Annotated in this window: 2 protein-coding genes; both read right to left on the bottom strand. The window is 67.7% G+C overall.

The genetic code is table 11. From position 1 onward, the window contains the following. On the bottom strand, positions 1 to 309 hold the full coding sequence (locus AB0G02_RS41170; RefSeq protein ID WP_360806274.1) for a transcriptional regulator: 309 nt from the start codon (positions 307 to 309) through the stop codon (positions 1 to 3). Then, positions 306 to 1,142, bottom strand: a complete 837-nt coding sequence (locus AB0G02_RS41175) for a hypothetical protein (protein WP_360806276.1) — start codon at positions 1,140 to 1,142, stop codon at positions 306 to 308. The genes AB0G02_RS41170 and AB0G02_RS41175 overlap by 4 nt, the downstream gene beginning before the upstream one ends. Positions 1,143 to 1,212 lie beyond the last annotated feature (70 nt).

The raw sequence follows: 1,212 nt of genomic DNA on the forward strand, positions 1-1,212 counted from the left end.
CTACGCTCGGCCGTGCCGCTCGAGCAGTGCTCGCAGCACCGCCATCTCGGCGGCGAGCGCCTCGCGGCCCGCCGCGGTGACGCTCAGCCACGTCTTCGCGCGTTTCCCCTCGTAGCCCTTCTCGACCTCCAACAAGCCGGCCTCCTCGAGCACCGTGACGTGCCGGGACAGGTTGCCCGCCGTGAGCCCCAGAACGGACTTGAGGTAGCCGAAATCCACTCTCTTGACCTCGGCCGCGATCGTCAGGATGCCCAGCCGATGCCGCTGGTGGACGGTGTCGTTCAGGCCCGATGTGGGGTGCTCGGTCATGCCGGGATCCTGCTCCGCACCTCATGGGCGATGAACCCAGCGATCCCGCCGAGCACGAGGATCAGCGACGACGACAGCAGATCACCGAAGTCGATCAGCGCCACCGGCCACAGGACCGAACCGTAGACCCACGTCGACCACCCGTTCACGAACAGCGCCCAGACGGCGAACAGCACGGCGAACGACGTGCACAGCCAACTGCGCTCCACCCAAGCCAAACCGAGCACGCCCACCGCCACCACCAGCAACGGCCCGAACGGGAAGATCATCACCAGGTGGGCGACCAGGACCAGCGACAGGATCACGATCGCGGTCCGGAGCTTCCGCTTCGCGAGCAACGTCGCCACCACGATCCCGACGACCAGGACCGAGAGCGCGACCGGCCAACCCAGCGTGACGAAGACCAGCCGGGTGACCAGCGGCACGCCCAACAGCGGAAAGGCCAGCACGAACAGGGTCACCTGGGCGTAGAGCCGCGTCGAGGTCTCCACCCCGGCCTTCCTCGCCCGCCACCGGTACCACCACACCGTCGCCAGGAACCCGACCGTCAGCGCGGCCATCCAGTAGAGGTCCTTCCCCAGGGCCGGGTGGTCGACGGGAGCGGAAGTCCTGGTCGCCTGCCCCGTCGGGTGCAACCAGTGCCACACCGACGGCAGGTCGTGCGTCGACCAGGAACAGGCGAGCTCGCACCGCGCGGGCAGGTACAACGGGATCGCCGCCGCGACGATCACCCCGAACAGCAGGAACGGGAACCAGTAAGCGTGCCGGTCACGACGAGCACGCCGCCGCAACGCCGACAGCTCGTCGAGCAGGTGCCTCGGATCAGTCACCATCGCACATCCCCCAACCCCTCGCTGATGCCATCGAGTTTGCATTGCAAACCTGAAGGCGTTAATCGCGCCC

The organism is Actinosynnema sp. NPDC023658, assembly GCF_040639995.1.
Classification (GTDB): Bacteria; Actinomycetota; Actinomycetes; order Mycobacteriales; family Pseudonocardiaceae; genus Actinosynnema.